Here is a 13540-nt window from a genome sequence, read left to right on the forward strand (position 1 = left end):
CATGAGCTCCTTCGGGTGGGCGGCGTGGTGGGGGTCTGTGTCATGCCGGGGCCGGCTCCCGGCGGTACCACTGCACGGTGGAGCGGATCCCGTCGTCGAGACGGATCGACGGCTTCCAGCCGGTGGCGGTGAGTGTGCTGACGTCGAGCACCTTGCGCGGTGTCCCGTCGGGTTTCGATGTGTCCCAGTCGGTCCGGCCCGTGTAACCGGTGGCGTCGGCGACCAGTCCTGCGATCTCGGCGATCGTCGCGTCCTCGCCCGTGCCGACGTTCACCTGGGTCGCGCCGTCGTGATGGCGGAGGAGATGGAGGCAGGCGTCGGCCATGTCGTCGACGTGGAGGAGTTCGCGTCGCGGAGTGCCGGAACCCCAGTTGACGACCGAGTCCGCACCCTCGCGGACCGCAGCGTCATATCGACGGATCAGGGCGGGCAGGACATGCGACGTCTCCGGTGCGAAGTTGTCCCCGGGGCCGTAGAGATTGGTCGGCATGGCCGAGATCCACGGCAGACCGTACTGCCGACGGACGGCCTGCACGTGCATGATCCCCGCGATCTTCGCGACCGCGTACGCATCATTCGTCGGCTCGAGCGCACCGGTCAGCAGCGAGTCCTCGCGGATGGGCTGGTCGGCGAACTTCGGATAGATGCACGACGACCCGAGAAAAAGGACGCGCGGTGTCTCCACCCGCAGCGCGGCGTCGAGAACGTTGACCTGGATCTGCAGGTTCTCGGAGAGGAAGTCGTGCGGCGCCGCACTGTTCGCTGCGATGCCGCCGACCTTCGCGGCTGCGAGGACGACGACCGCCGGACGTGTCTCGTCGAAGAACTCCATCACGGCACCGCGATCGCGCAGATCGAGCCGAGTCCTTGCGCGGGTCACCAGGTTTCGATGTCCGGCTTCCCGCAGACGACGCATGATCGCCGAGCCGACGAGACCTCGATGGCCGGCGACGAAGATCGGATCCCCATGCGGGAGCGCGAAGGCTGTCCGGTGCGTCACGTGAGCTCCCTGGCGTGTCGGTCAAATAGGTGACCCAGGCCACAGTTATACCACGGTCTTTGCGGTGACGTATTGCGACCTTGCGATCTCAAATACGGGTTCGCGTCTGCTCAGCGGTCAGGACAGACGAGCGAAAACCGCTGTGTTCTCTTCGCTTTCCGAACTAGATATGTCGAAGGGGCCACTGCAGGTGATCAATGCCAGGTCGGACGTCTGCGCGTTGGACGACAACGCGGTCTGCAGTGCCGCCTCGTCGTCCTTGGGGATCCCGGCGACCACGCGTGTCACCCGCAACTGTGCACGTTCCCGCCCGTCGGCGGTCTCGACGATGATCGAATCGCTCGCCGCCAGGCGGGACAGGTCGTTGAAGACGGCGTACCCACCACCGACCTGACTGTGCCCCAACAGGACCGCCATTCCGCGATCGCCGAGCCGAGCGCCGTCCCGCCACCATCCGACCGTCGAGAGGTCGGCCGGGACCTCGAAGCTCGTGACCTGCTTGCCGCCGAGAAAGGGATCCGGTGCGACGGTGGTCCCGAGACCGACGACGCGCGCGTTCACCGAGATCGCGGGGATGACCAGATGACCGGGGACCAGCGGCCGACGCGCCGTCGGGACCACGACGGCCGCCGACGGACTCAACGGCCTCGACGCCGCGACCGGGTTCCCTTCGGGGTAGGGCCGGACAGCAGTGGTGGACGCGTCGTCGCAGCCGGCCACGATCACGAGCGCGGCACACAGCGCGATCACAGACCCCGCGGAGCGTGACCGCCCGTGCGACATGTCAGTGGATTCTGCGTCGCCAGACGATGGCGGCGGCGGCACAGAGCAAGACGAGGGCTCCCCCGGACACCGACCAGACGAGTGGCGCCGCCTCGGACCCCGACTCGGCGGGCGGCGCTCCGGTCTGCGCCTGCACAGGGAACGCTCCCGGTGCGAGTCCGGCGGCGCCGGGGGTCCGCAGCCCTGGAGCGATCCCGGCGGATCCGGGGTTCACCGGGCTCGCCGCACCCACCGCGGGCCCCTGTGGAGAACTGGTGACCGGGACCGGCGGATAGGGCGCAGCCGAGGCAGGTGCCGCCAGGATCCCCATCGCGATCACCGGCCCCGCCGCAGCTGCGAAGACACGGGCCCTGCCCCGGGTGTGCAGCCGCTGCGGCATCGTCGGATCCTTACTGCGATTCACTACCATGAATTCAATCTCTGCGAGTCTTAATACGTTACCGCAACACGCCACAGAACCGCGGCGACCTGCGGCATCCTGGTCTCGACCGCGATCAGGGACAGGAGGCTCGGCCGTCTCATGACCCCCACCGTGCCCCGCACCCGCCGCCACGCGATGGTGGATGCCGTCCGGTGGATCCTCCTGGCGCTGCTGCTCGCAGCCATCGCCGTCGCGGTCTGGATCGTCGTCGAACTCATGACCGTGCGCGATCACCTGGCCGCAGCCCAGAACTCCATCACGAGCCTCGAGGTGGCCGTCAGAACAGGCGACCGTGGCTCCGTCGATCGGGCCGTGAGCGCGACGGCACGCGCCGCGCACGATGCCGAGGACGCCTCCAATCGCCTCCCGCTGAGGGTCGCCGCGGCCGTGCCGTGGGTCGGAGCACCGGTCGACTCCGTCCGGCAGCTCTCCGGCGCGGCCGATCGGCTCGCCGCGACCGCGCTTCCCCAGGCGAGCACGGCCGCGCAAGCGGTGTTCGCAGAGCCACTCGTGGACCGCGGTCGCGTCGACCTGTCCGCTCTGAACTCCGCGCGGCCATCGGTGACCGCTGCACTCGATGCGGTCACCACCGTGCGCCGAGAGGTGCAGTCCATCGGCTCCGACACCTGGTCGTCGGAGGTGAACTCGGCCGTCCGGGAGTTCCGCGCGAAGTTGAATGATCTACGAGGACAACTGACCTCGGCCGATCGCGCAACGCGTCTGCTCCCCACGATGCTCGGGAGCGACGGGCCCCGCACCATCGCGGTCGTCGTCCAGAACCCCGCCGAGGCGCGTGCCACCGGCGGATTGCCCGGGGCGCTGTTCGTCCTCACCGCCGACGACGGTCGTGTCCAGCAGCGTCGAACGGTGTCCGATCTCGCCGTCCCGCCGGGCCGCGCGATCGATCTCGGCTCCGACTACGAGAAGCTCTACGGCGAGGCAGATCCCACCACCCTGTGGCAGAACTCGAACCTGAGCCCACATTTTCCGTACGCGGCCCAGATCTGGCGCAGTCTCACGCGCCAACAGACCGGGCTCACACCCGACATCGTCGTCGGGATCGATCCGACCGTGCTCGCCGGGATCCTCGGCGCGATCGGTCCGGTCCGACTCGACGACGGGACGACCGTGACGAGCGAGAACATCGTCCAGATCACCGAGTCGACCGCGTACCGACGGTTCGACGACCGCCGGAGCGCCCGCAAGGACTACCTGGGCCAGATCGCAGCCGCCGCCGTCGACCGCCTCACCGCGGGTCGCTTCGACCTCGGCACGTTGGGGCGGAGTTCCGAGGCCGCCGTCACGCAGGGGCGGATCTCGGTGTGGAGCGCGCGAGCGGCGGAGGAAGCCGAGCTCTCGACGACCACACTGGCCCACCAGATCCCGTACTCCCCGGCCCCGTACGCCGAGGTGGTCGTGAACAACGCCTACGGGAGCAAACTGGACTACTACCTCGAGCGTGACGTCGACTATCGGTACGGGCTGTGCTCAGCGGATCGCCAACTGGTGCGCGTCGACGCGACCCTCACGAACGCTGTCCCCGTCGCGGCGATACCGACCCTCTCCCCCGAGGTGCTCGGCACCTATCTGCCGGGCTCGGGCGGCCTGCCGAAAGGAACCAACCGAGTCGCCGTGTACCTCTACTCGTCCTGGGACTCGGCGATCCTCCGTGTGCTCGTCAACGGTGAGCCGGTCGGGTTCGGCACGGGCGTCGAGCTGGGTCACCTGGTGACGTTCGCTGTGGTGACATTGCCTCCCCAGACTCCGGTCACCGTCCGGTTCGAGGTGACCGAGAAGCGGTCGGATGTCCCCGTCGATCTCCAGGATCAGGCCCTCACCGGCGACTTGCGCAGCGTCGTGACCGGCACCTCATGTGGGGCACCTCAGTGAATCGACATGTGCATGTTCTTCGCTGTTCGGCTGTTCGGACGACACCGATGCGTACTCTCGACGGGGTGAGACTGATCGGCGTAGCCGCCCTCGTAGCCGCGATCACGCGGCTCGTCGGACGCCGCCGTCACCGTGATCCCGAGTGCACCTGCGCCGCCTGCAGCTGGACACGGGACTGAGCATCCCCGGTGCCCCGGCGGCTCAACCGCCGCTTCGGGACTCGATCCGTGCGATCCGCCCCTGACCGTCGAAGGACACCGTCACCGACCCGTCGGCGGTGTGCAGGGTGTAGTGCTGGTCGCCGGGATCGTCGATGGTCACTCCCGCGCGACGGTCGGCGTAGGCGAACACCGCCAGCGCGTGGTCGGTCATGGTGCCGGCTGCGAGCGCCGCGGTGAGGGCATGCTGCACCGACATCGCCGTCGCCGGTGGCAGCGCGAACTCGTCGTCGTTGCGCAGCAACAGGTACGAGCGTGACTCGTCGCTGTCTCCCATCACCCGGAAGTAGGCGGGAGCGGGATCCAGAGACAGCGCCTGCGCGGCGAGCAGGAACGTGGTCTCACAGTCTGCGCGCACGGGGAGCCCGTCGGCCTCACGGAGCCTGGGATCGGTGTGCTGCAGCGGGATCCGGAACTCGTCGACGGACAGATGGTCACCGCACTGGTAGACCGAATGGGCGATCGCGACAACGGGATCGGCGAATCCGTTGATGTTGTTCCACCCCCACATCCACGAACCGTCCTCCGCGCGAGAACCGAGAAAGCACGGGGCGAAGAACGTCGGCGGGTCGGTGTGGAACACGAACGAGACGGGGTCTCCGAGGGAGGCATCCCACGCCGCGTGCCCGTACCGCTCGGCGAACATCTCCTGCGCCTCACCCGACAGGACCGCGGTGTGGTCCGCGAGTTGCGCGACCACATCACGCTCCTGGTCGATCCAGAAGTGGCCCGGCAGATCACCCATGTCGTCCCTCCCACGTCACATGCCGGGAGACACCGTACAGATGAACTACTCGCGGTGCGCGGGTACCCGTGTTCCCGCAGGAGCGGTCAGCGATGGGCGGCGTCGCGGATGAACCCGCGGAGGGTGGCGACCGCGACCTGCAGCTCGGTGCGCGTCGACGGCGGACGTCCCGCGGAGGGGATGAACCGTCGTCCGGGTTGGAGGTAGGTCTGATGTTGGTCGACGAGGATGTCGACGCCAGGACCGAAGTCGCACACCGCATCCCCCGCGTGACACAGTGCCCATCGCTGCAACCCGGGAAGGCGGTAGTAGTCGTCGACCCCCACCGTCGACACCCCGGAGAACGCCGCGGTGGCGTCAGTGCGCCAGATGCCGGTGCCCGTCGACCCCGTCCCGGCCGCACCGGGCGCGGACGGGATCTGCTGTGGATCCCCGAACAGCATGACCGCGCTGACCACGTGACGTGGTGCCAGTGCGATCGACGCTTCCCGGGCCACTGCAGCGCCCTGGGAGTAACCGATGAGCACCGCCCCGGGTCGGCATCCCTGGCCGCCCGCGGCGGACACCGCATCGTAGCGGGAGACCACGGCAGCGACACCCGAGGCGATCGACGACCCGAATGAGCGGGTCGGGGCACCTTCCACCACCGACACCGCGCGGTACGCGGGACCCGTTGTCACCACCGGGATCGACGCCACGGACCGGTCGCCCCGGTACGTCGCGGTGAGCAGCGTCCGCAGCAGAGGACCTTCGTACCCATCACTGCGACTGTTCCCGTACCGCTGAGGACCGACCGCTGGATCGCCACTCCCCCGAGCGGGGATCACCACTGCCGCCGGACACACATCGTGCGCCGCCGGCGTTCTCGCACTCGCGGCTCCCGCCGACACCATCGCTGCCGTACACGCGACGACGATCACGATCGTCGCTCCGGCGCGGGTCCCCCACCGCCTCACCGTCATCGGACAAGCATGCACCGTGGAACACGATCGCGTGTGTCGACCCGTGTGCGGTCGACCGCTCAGATGACGTCCCGACTACGACTCGACGCCGGCCGGAACTGCTCGGCCGCCCACAGGATGTCGCCACGGAGGGTGGCGGCGAGGACGGAGAGTTCGCTCGGGCCGAGAGGGGGTGCGGACCCGGACGTCTGGAACATCGTCGATTCGGCGAGGTAGGTGGTGTGGGGATGTCCCGAGAGGTCGGTACCCACCCGGAAGTCGCACACCGGATCACCGACGTGACAGACCGACATCCGCCGGACTCGCGGCAACGAGTAGTACGCGTCGGCGCCGCGGTCGTCGACACCGCTGACGAAGGCGCCCACCGGGCTACGCCAGATCCCCTCGCCGCGGTTGCCGGTGCCCATCACCCCGTCGGCCCCGGGCTTCTGCAGCGGGTCGCCCATCAACACCGCGGCGGCGACCACCGACCGCTTCGCCAGTTCGACGGCCACACCGCGCGCGACGGCCGCGCCTTGCGAGAACCCGACGAGCACCACCATCGGCGCGCATCCCGGACTCCCCTTCGCCCGCGCGGAGTCGTAGGCATCCACCGCCGTCGACACACCCGAGGCGATCGACCGGCCGAAACTGCGATGCCGGATCCCGTCCTCGGTGCCGACGGCCGCGTATCCCGCACCCACCGACAGCACCGGCACGGCGCGGATCGCCGGCTGGTCTGCATACGTGGCGGTCAGCAGCGTGCTGAGCGTCGCGCCCTCCCAGCCCTTCGTGACCATGTCGCCGTACCGCTTGGGCCCGACGCTGCCGTCACCGCTGCCCCGGATCGGTATCACCACGACCGGAGCGCACGACGATCCCTGCGCGACGGCGGGCGCGGGGACGGCCAGGAGGCCGATCGCGGAGAGCCCGACCACCGTCGCCGCCCACCACCGATTCCTCCTCCGCACCCCTCGATGATGCCGGATGACGAGCTCCGCGGTGAAACCGCAGCTCACCGTGCAATCCGCGGTCCGCAGTCGCCCCGGATACGTCACAAACGTCCGCTGGGCGCGCGCAGAGGGAGCATTGCCCTCGGCTCACCTGTAGCGGACGTTTGTGACGACTCAGGTCGCCGCGAATCCCTGGTACGCCTCGAACATCCGACGGCCGATGATGCGGCCTGCCTCGGCGGTGAAGTGCGGGTCCTCGGGCAGGCCGCTGCCGGGTGCTCCGTTGAGCATCCCGGCCGGGGACGGGACGAAGCGGGCGTGGTCCCATCGGTTCGGGGTGTCCTGGTGGACGGCGTCGATCCCGGCCAGCTTCGGCGGGCCGAAGTGCATGTAGTCGGGGCTGAGCTGACCGAGGATGAACGGCACCGGCCCGTAGCGCTCGCGTAGTCCGCCGATCAGCCGGTCGAACTGGCGCTGGAAGACGTCGTGTTCCGACAGCGGGCCGTCGGACTCCCCCTGGTGCCACAGGATGCAGTCGAGCTTCTGCCCGGTCTTCGCGAGAGCCGAGTCGATCTGCTTGATCGAGTAGTCGTAGAGGTTGACGCGCACATCGTGGTTGTCGCGATCCCACGAGTACCCGTTCTTGGGATAGAACGACGTGTCGCCGCGTGCGCAGGGCACCAGCAGCACCGGGTCGCCGGTCGTCTCCGCCAGCAGCGATCCGAACATCGTCGCGAAACCCACACCGGCACCCGGCACCTCGTGCAGCAGTGGGTCTTTCGCCAAAAGGATGCGACGACCCCGGTAGCGGCCGCACCCGGGCCACTGGTGCACCAGCGGATGGACCGGGGGCGGTGTCACCCCGGGTTCCTCGTTGCCCGCGCCGCTGGCGTTGGACTGCCCGAGCACGGCGACGACGCGATACGGCTTGTCGACCGGGGGCGCAGGTGTCCCCGTCGCGATCGCCTTCTTCACGACGGTCTTCGCAGCCATCACCGCCTGCAGGTGCCGGGGAAAGCTGCCGTGGATCGCGCGGTCCTCGTCATAGGAACGCAACTCCGGGTCGAACGGCGAGGGCATGCCACCTCCAGGCGGATCGGGCCGCCGAACGTCGCGGCCTTCCGCTCATCATGGCCCGTCGTGCGTCGCCGCGCAGGCGGGGGCGAGATCGATGGACCGACAGCGGGAGATGCCGGATTCGTGAGGTCGGGTTACGGTCACGCGATGGCCGGTCAGAGGGACACAGCACTCGACGTGGTCCGCGGTGTCTGCATCGCCAGCATGGTGATCGGCCACCTGAGCCTCGGGTCACCGCTGTGGTGGCTCGTCCACATCGTGCCCGGGGTCGACGGGGCGTCGGGCTTCATCCTGCTCGCCGGCGTCGTGCTCGGGATGGTCAGTTCACGTCGCGCGCGTCGGTCGGTCGCGGTGGCCGAGCGCCGCGTCGGACGACGACTCCTGCTGCTCTACGTCGCGCACATCTCGCTGGCCGGGACTGCAGTGATCGCGGGGATTTTCGCACCCCGCGAGTCCCTGCCCGATCTCGAGTCGTTCTCCGCGGCACGCATCACCGGGTGGCTGCTGACCCTGCAGATCAACCCCGAGAACATCGACATCCTCTCGCTGTACGTCATCCTCATGGGGCTGACGCTGCTGTGGATCCCGCTCCTGGCGCGCGGCTGGTGGCACGCGGTGGCCATCTCGTCGGTGGCCCTCTACGTGGTCAACACCGTCCTCGAATGGGGTCGACTCCCCGACCAGCCGAATCCGCACACCTACTTCGCGTGGGCGTCGTGGCAGGCGCTGTACTGCAGCGGATTGATGGTCGGGTGGCACTGGGATCGGGTGGCGGCGGTGGTGCAGTCGCGCCGAGCACGCGTCGTCGCGACGGTCGTCGCGGTGACCCTCTTCATCGCCCAGGTCACGGCCGGCGCCTTCGGCGTCTACGACCCGCTCTTCGGCAAGTCCTTCTGCGCGCCCGGTCGGATCGTCATGGCGTGGGCGGTGTTCCTGCTGCTGTACCACCTCGCGCGACGGCTGATGGTGACCCGGCCGCGGCTGGTCGGTCCCGTCGCGACGATCGGGTCACGCAGCCTGGCGTGCTTCGTCACGCTGTGTGCGCTGGGCATCGCGCTGCCGTACGTGATCGGCGACGACCAGACCACCCTGCTCGCGCAGATCGTCGCGGTGGTCGCCGTCGTCGCCATGTGGCCGGTCGCCCGGATCCGCGGAGCCCTGGGGCCACCGCTGACCGCCGCTCGCACGACGGCCATCGCACGCGTCACACCGTCGCGGGAGCGGGCCGACGTCGACTGACCGACCACGAGTCTCCTGAACGCGAAGCGACCTGCACAGCAGAGACTTTCGATGTGCTAGCCCAGCAGTCCGAGCGACTGGAGCAGCTTGAGGAGCTGCGCGATGCTGATCAGCGTGTCGACGGAACCCATGTGGCGACCACCCTTTCATTCATTCGTTCACCAACGCTTGCCGCAGAGTGCAACACACTGAGGGAACCCGCGGTGGGAATTCACTTAGATACCCTAATTATCGGGCTGCGATTGATGCGCGTTCACAATCGGCGCGACCGTGTCCGGTCGGCGCCTCACGCCTGGACGGTGCGCGCTCCCCCGTCGTTCTTCGCGGCGTACATCGCGCGGTCCGCGCGCAGCAGCACCTGTTCGAGGTCGAAGAGACCCTCGCCCGAGTCGTCACCGGGGACGGTCGCGATCCCGATGCTGACGGTCATCGGCGGGGCCGCGCCGGTGGCGGTCTCACGGGCGATCGCGGCGTGGAGATCCGCAGCGAGTCGCTCGGCCGCCGGATGATCACCCTGCAGCACGATCGCGAACTCGTCGCCGCCGATCCGGGCCACGACGGCACCCACCGGTGAGAGGTACCGCATCATCGACGCCACGTGCACCAGAGCGTCGTCGCCGGCGGCGTGCCCGTACTCGTCGTTGATGGTCTTGAACTGATCGATGTCGATGAGCAACAACGAGAACTCGACCCCGCGGTCGATCAACTCCGCAGTGCGGATCTGCATGCCGCGCCGGTTGTGCAGATCGGTCATGTCGTCGCGGTAGGAACCGCTCGCATCACGCCGCAGCACCGCCACCAACGGAACCAGGAGTAGGGGGATGCACACGGTCACCGGGACCACGACGAGAGACCGGATGGCGATGATCTCGGCGGGTGCGGATCGGTCGACGCCCGACCACACGGCGAACACGCAGGTCACCACCAGCACCGCGACGGTCTGCACGATCACCGCCCGCGGGCCGTGGTGGATCACCGTGTAGACCGTGACCGCCGCGAGCAGGGTCAACCCGGGCATCGACTCGAAGACGTCGCGATAGGTCGACATCACGGCGATGACGCAGATGTCGGCGTAGACGATGAACACGAAGGAGGCGACCGGGCCCGGCCACGGACGGAACCACCAGAGCATGGCGATGACAATCGAGCTCAGGGTGATGGCGACCAGCACCGCGGTCACGAAGGTGCCGGTGTGCACCCAGGTGTTCACGGCGGGCAGCGACAACAACGCCGAGATCCCGAACAACAGACTTCCCGCACCGATGATCAGCTTCTGTGACCGCAACAATCCGCTGGATTGCAGATGCTGGAACGACCACACGCGATCGAAATCGTCGGACCACCAACGACGGAGGATCGGCGCAACCCCGTCGCGCATCGGCGCTCCCCCCGGTCCCGCAGACACTACCCATGACGACTGTACAGACAACCGATCCCCTCCGACATGCACTTTCGCCGGAAATTCGGGGCTCTCACCAGCAATGCACAAGCGGGACACAGCACAACTGTTGAAGCCCGATTCAGGACTTCTTGTGCGACTTGCGGGCCAATAGTTGTGGATCGTCACAAAAATTAACTGTCATGAACTGCAAATAAGCGTTACCATTACCAAATGGCACGAATTACGGTTGTTGAAGTAGTCGACGATCTGAGCGGGAAGATCTTGTCCGACCCGGAGACCGTCCGGTTCGGTATCGACGGATCCGAGTATCAACTCGAGACGTCCCACGAGAGCGCAGAAGAACTGCGCTCTCTTCTGCAGAAGTACGTCGAGGTGTCCCGGAGGAGGACGACGCGTCGTTCCGACACCGCCCGTGCCGCGGTGTCCGTCGCCGACATCCGGGCCTGGGCCGTCGAGAACGGATGGGACATCAGCGAACGCGGTCGCGTCCCGAAGGTGATCGTCGACGCCTACCACGAGGCGCACTGAGCGTTCACCCGTCGCCCGGCATGACGCCGGGCGCACCGATCAGCTGACGATCTCCTTCAGGGTGCGCACCTGAGCGACGTCGTCGGCGTGGTTGCCCGCCATCGGGGTCGCGAGTGCCATCGTCACCCCACCGTCGCGGAACGCGGCGACGCGATCGGTCACCTCGTCACGCGATCCGATCAGCGAGATCTGCCGGACCAGGTCGTCCGGGACCGCCTGTGCCGCCTCGTCTTTCTTGCCGTCGAGGTAGAGATCCTGGATCGTCTTGGCCTCGTCGACGTAGCCGTACCGGACGGCGAGATCGTTGTAGAAGTTCTTGCCGCGCGCACCCATCCCGCCCACGTACAGCGCCACCTGGTGCGAGACCATCTCCCGTGCGGCCGCAGCCTTCTCGGCGTCGTCGGTGATGAGCAGCGCGGTGGTGACGGAGATGTTCAGGTCGCCGAGTTCGGCCTCCCGCTTCGCCTTGCCCTTCGCCAGCGGCTCACCGAACGCGACGTCGACGTGCTCGGGGTGGAAGAAGATCGGCTGCCATTCCTCGAACTTCTCCGCGGCGAGCGCGACGTTCTTCGGGCCGATCGCGGCCAGGGCCATCGGGATACGTTCGCGCACAGGGTGGTTGATGAGCTTGAGGGCCTTGCCCAGTCCGGTTCCGCCGTCCTCGGCCGTCAGCGGCAGCGTGTAGTACTTGCCCTTGTACTCGACGCGGTCGCGACGCCACACCATCCGGCAGATGTCGGCGTACTCGCGGGCACGGCCGAGCGGGGCGTCGTACTTCACCCCGTGGAAGCCCTCGATCACCTGCGGGCCGGACGCGCCGATGCCCAGCACGGCGCGACCGTCGGAGATGTAGTCCAGGCCGGCGGCGGTCATCGCGATGTTCGTCGGCGTGCGCGAGAACATCGGCAGGATGCCCGTGGCGAGCTCGAGGGTGGTCGTCTTCGCGGCGATGAACCCGAGCTGGCTGACCGCGTCGAAGCTGTAGGCCTCGGGGACGGTCACACGGTCCAGGCCGGCGGCCTCGAACTCCAGCAGGTGGTCGATCGTCTCGGTGAAGTCCCCCGCATAGTTGATGGCCATACCGATCTTCACGCGAACCGCCTCTCGTCCCGACCTCGTCGTCGTCGATGATGCCCGACCGCGACAGGCCACCGGGATCGGCCTCACCATAACTTCCCCCATGGTCGTCGGGGTGGGTCGGTGCTTGTCGTACGGGTCTCCGGCCGCTAAGCCTGACGCATGAGACGTGCAGCACTGGCATCCGCGGCACTGGTCGTGGCGACCTCGGCTCTGAGCGCGTGCTCGTCGGGGGGCGACCCCGGCCCGAGCACCGTCACGACGCTGGTCACGGTCACGCGATCGTCGTCGACGGCACCGACCACCACCACGTCGTCGAGCGCGCCCGCGGCGGCGTACACGAAGAGCAGCGTGCGGGTCACCGGCTCGACCGATCGCGCGCGCTACGACGTCGTCATCCCCCAACTCGCCGGCGGAAAGCAGGCCGTGACCGCCGAGTTCAACCAGTCGATGCGCGCCGCGCTGCAGGACCAGATCGACCACGACTACTCGGGCATGTCCTTCACGCTCTCCGACGGTTCCCGTCAGGGCCCGTTCCACATCGGTTCGCGGGTCGTCAGTGCCGAGCTGATCAGCTACTGGATCGCCGACCCGCCCGGCGCGCACGGTGATTCGCTGCTCGCGACCGTCACCATCGACGCGGACACCGCGAAGCCGATCACTCTCTCCGACGTGTTCGGCAACCTGAACGCCGGGCTTCGGCGGCTGTCGCGGGAGGCGGCGCGGATCCTGCCGACGACGAGGGCGGGCGCGCGCTTCGAGCGCAGCGGGATCACCCCGGCGGAGAAGAACTTCGCCAACTGGACCGCGTCCCCGGACGGCATGCAGATCCACTTCGGGGACTACCAGGTCGGCGCCTACGCCGACGGCCTCATCTCCATCACCGTCCCCTGGTCGGACCTCTCCGACGTCCTCGCGCCCGGGATGCAGGACGTCCTCAGCAGCTGAGACCTCGTCGCGGACGGGATGAGCCTCTGCAGTCCCCTTTCCGCTCCGGTTCCAGGGTGTGCGCTCCACCTGCAGGGTTGACGCTCCGGTTCCAGGGTGTGCGCTCCACCTGCAGGGTTGACGCTCCGGTTCCAGGGTGTGCGCTCCACTTCTGTGAGGACGCTCCGCCTGCAGGCGGAGCGTCCTCGAACAAGTGGAGCGTCCACCGACCACGACCCCTGGAACCGGAGCGTCAATCGACGAGAGCCCTGGAAGTGGAGCGCGAACGCCAGAGCCGGAGCAGCAACCCTGAAGTGGAGCGCTCCAACCCGGTAGGAA

14 protein-coding genes are annotated in these 13540 nt (G+C 68.1%); 4 read left to right on the forward strand and 10 right to left on the reverse strand.

The window, feature by feature from the left end:
- Nucleotides 1-40: 40 nt before the first annotated feature.
- The 3 genes from ACXVUM_RS03560 to ACXVUM_RS03570 form a co-directional block, all read right to left on the reverse strand.
- Nucleotides 41-1000 carry a GDP-L-fucose synthase family protein gene (locus tag ACXVUM_RS03560; RefSeq protein WP_458520491.1) on the reverse strand — a complete coding sequence of 320 codons (960 nt, stop codon included), beginning with the start codon at nt 998-1000 and terminating at the stop codon, nt 41-43.
- 117 nt (nt 1001-1117) lie between these two features.
- Nucleotides 1118-1783: a class F sortase gene (locus ACXVUM_RS03565; protein ID WP_458520492.1), complete on the reverse strand. Its 666-nt coding sequence runs from the start codon at nt 1781-1783 to the stop codon at nt 1118-1120.
- 1 nt (nt 1784) lies between these two features.
- Entirely contained in the window at nt 1785-2162 is a 378-nt protein-coding gene (locus tag ACXVUM_RS03570) for a hypothetical protein (RefSeq protein ID WP_458520493.1), read from the reverse strand.
- Between the two features lie 141 nt (nt 2163-2303).
- Between ACXVUM_RS03570 and ACXVUM_RS03575 the strand changes: the two genes are divergently transcribed.
- Complete coding sequence (locus ACXVUM_RS03575) at nt 2304-4094, forward strand: DUF4012 domain-containing protein (RefSeq protein ID WP_458520494.1); 1791 nt, start codon at nt 2304-2306, stop codon at nt 4092-4094.
- Between the two features lie 201 nt (nt 4095-4295).
- Here the strand turns inward: ACXVUM_RS03575 and ACXVUM_RS03580 are convergent, their stop codons facing one another.
- The 4 genes from ACXVUM_RS03580 to ACXVUM_RS03595 form a co-directional block, all read right to left on the reverse strand.
- On the reverse strand, nt 4296-5057 hold the full coding sequence (locus ACXVUM_RS03580; RefSeq protein WP_458520495.1) for a DUF6882 domain-containing protein: 762 nt from the start codon (nt 5055-5057) through the stop codon (nt 4296-4298).
- An 86-nt stretch (nt 5058-5143) separates the two neighbouring features.
- Nucleotides 5144-5755, reverse strand: coding sequence for a cutinase family protein (locus ACXVUM_RS03585; RefSeq protein WP_458520496.1), 612 nt, complete (start codon nt 5753-5755; stop codon nt 5144-5146).
- 323 nt (nt 5756-6078) lie between these two features.
- Complete coding sequence (locus tag ACXVUM_RS03590; protein WP_458520497.1) at nt 6079-6969, reverse strand: cutinase family protein; 891 nt, start codon at nt 6967-6969, stop codon at nt 6079-6081.
- A 156-nt stretch (nt 6970-7125) separates the two neighbouring features.
- Nucleotides 7126-8031 carry a sialate O-acetylesterase gene (locus tag ACXVUM_RS03595; protein ID WP_458520498.1) on the reverse strand — a complete coding sequence of 302 codons (906 nt, stop codon included), beginning with the start codon at nt 8029-8031 and terminating at the stop codon, nt 7126-7128.
- A 144-nt stretch (nt 8032-8175) separates the two neighbouring features.
- Here ACXVUM_RS03595 and opgC point away from each other — a divergent pair, with 144 nt between their 5' ends.
- On the forward strand, nt 8176-9267 hold the full coding sequence (gene opgC, locus ACXVUM_RS03600) for an OpgC domain-containing protein (RefSeq protein ID WP_458520499.1): 1092 nt from the start codon (nt 8176-8178) through the stop codon (nt 9265-9267).
- A gap of 286 nt (nt 9268-9553) precedes the next feature.
- Here the strand turns inward: opgC and ACXVUM_RS03605 are convergent, their stop codons facing one another.
- Nucleotides 9554-10645, reverse strand: coding sequence for a diguanylate cyclase domain-containing protein (locus ACXVUM_RS03605; protein ID WP_458520500.1), 1092 nt, complete (start codon nt 10643-10645; stop codon nt 9554-9556).
- A gap of 234 nt (nt 10646-10879) precedes the next feature.
- Here ACXVUM_RS03605 and ACXVUM_RS03610 point away from each other — a divergent pair, with 234 nt between their 5' ends.
- The gene (locus tag ACXVUM_RS03610) at nt 10880-11197 is read left to right on the forward strand and encodes a histone-like nucleoid-structuring protein Lsr2 (RefSeq protein WP_458520501.1); all 318 of its coding nucleotides are present in this window, start codon (nt 10880-10882) and stop codon (nt 11195-11197) included.
- 39 nt (nt 11198-11236) lie between these two features.
- On the opposite strand, the gene ACXVUM_RS03615 is transcribed toward ACXVUM_RS03610, so the two are convergent.
- Both ACXVUM_RS03615 and ACXVUM_RS03620 read right to left on the reverse strand, forming a co-directional pair.
- The gene (locus ACXVUM_RS03615; protein WP_458520502.1) at nt 11237-12289 is read right to left on the reverse strand and encodes an LLM class F420-dependent oxidoreductase; all 1053 of its coding nucleotides are present in this window, start codon (nt 12287-12289) and stop codon (nt 11237-11239) included.
- A 134-nt stretch (nt 12290-12423) separates the two neighbouring features.
- Complete coding sequence (locus tag ACXVUM_RS03620; protein ID WP_458520503.1) at nt 12424-12636, reverse strand: hypothetical protein; 213 nt, start codon at nt 12634-12636, stop codon at nt 12424-12426.
- On the opposite strand from ACXVUM_RS03620, the gene ACXVUM_RS03625 reads away from it, so the two are divergent.
- Nucleotides 12626-13222: an RsiV family protein gene (locus ACXVUM_RS03625; RefSeq protein WP_458520504.1), complete on the forward strand. Its 597-nt coding sequence runs from the start codon at nt 12626-12628 to the stop codon at nt 13220-13222. The two genes, ACXVUM_RS03620 and ACXVUM_RS03625, sit on opposite strands and share 11 nt — an antisense overlap.
- Nucleotides 13223-13540: the final 318 nt, after the last annotated feature.

The organism is Williamsia sp. SKLECPSW1 (assembly GCF_054332755.1).